The 1,178-nt window shown below is 70.9% G+C and carries 1 protein-coding gene; it reads left to right on the forward strand.

Annotation, left to right across the window (positions count from 1 at the left end):
* The first annotated feature begins 185 nt into the window (after nt 1-185).
* A complete protein-coding gene (locus tag ACFWFR_RS19435; RefSeq protein WP_191804331.1) occupies nt 186-1,160 on the forward strand; it encodes a glycoside hydrolase family 19 protein in 975 nt (324 codons plus the stop codon).
* Nucleotides 1,161-1,178 lie beyond the last annotated feature (18 nt).

The following is a 1,178-nucleotide window of genomic DNA, read 5'->3' on the forward strand; positions in this document are numbered from 1 at the left end:
ACACTCCCGCCCCCAGGCGCCCGAGCGCGTCCGGTCCGCACCCCTGCTCCCGGACCGGGGACGCTCAGCCCAACCACGCCACGACCGGCCCCTCACCTACGTAGTACCCCCTACGTGCGTTGACCATCGGACAAATCCCCCGCCAGGCTCGCAGTCGTCCCCTGTCATCGACGAGAGGTACGAACATGCGCACCGCGCACACGATCCGACGGCCAGCGACGACGCTGGCCCTGCTCGCCCTGCTCCTCACGACGGCCCTCGCGGCGCTGTCGGTCACCGCCACCGTCCTCGCCCCCCGCGCCTCCGCGGCCGAGCCCTGCGCCGCGCCGTGGAGCGCGTCCGCGGTCTACACGGGCGGCGCGGTCGTCTCGACCGGCGGCCACAACTGGAAGGCGGGCTGGTGGACGCAGGGCGAGACGCCTGGCACCACGGGCCAGTGGGGCGTCTGGCGCGACCAGGGCACGTGCGGCGGCTCGACCGGCGGCGGCACGGGAGAGACCGGCGGCACCACAGGTGGTGACAACGGGGGCGGCAACCAGACCGGCTTCGTCGTGACCGAGGCCCAGTTCAACCAGATGTTCCCCAACCGGAACCCGTTCTACACCTACCAGGGCCTGGTCAACGCCCTGAGCGCGTACCCGCAGTTCGCCACGTCGGGCGGCACCGAGGTCGCCAAGCGCGAGGCTGCGGCCTTCCTCGCCAACGTGAACCACGAGACGGGCGCCCTGGTCTACGTCAAGGAGATCAACACCGCGAACTACCCGCACTACTGCGACCCGAGCCAGTCCTACGGCTGCCCCGCGGGCCAGTCCGCGTACTATGGCAAGGGCCCCATCCAGCTCTCGTGGAACTACAACTACAAGGCCGCCGGTGACGCCCTGGGCATCGACCTGCTGAACAACCCGTACCTGGTCGAGACCGACCCGGCCGTGGCCTGGAAGACCGGCCTCTGGTACTGGAACACGCAGTCGGGCCCCGGCACCATGTCGGGCCACCAGGCCATCGTCAACGGCGCGGGCTTCGGCGAGACGATCCGCTCGATCAACGGCACGCTCGAGTGCAACGGCGGCAACCCCGCGCAGGTGCAGAGCCGCATCGCAGCGTTCCAGCGCTTCGCGCAGATCCTCGGCACGACCACGGGGTCCAACCTCACCTGCTGAGCCCCCGCCCTGCTGCCC

This window comes from Oerskovia sp. NPDC060287 (assembly GCF_042726775.1).
GTDB lineage: Bacteria > Actinomycetota > Actinomycetes > Actinomycetales > Cellulomonadaceae > Oerskovia > Oerskovia merdavium.

Excerpts from the sequence above, each read along its gene's own strand:
- ACFWFR_RS19435 (WP_191804331.1), top strand. The coding sequence starts at position 186 with ATGCGCACCGCGCACACGATCCGACGGCCAGCGACGACGCTGGCCCTG.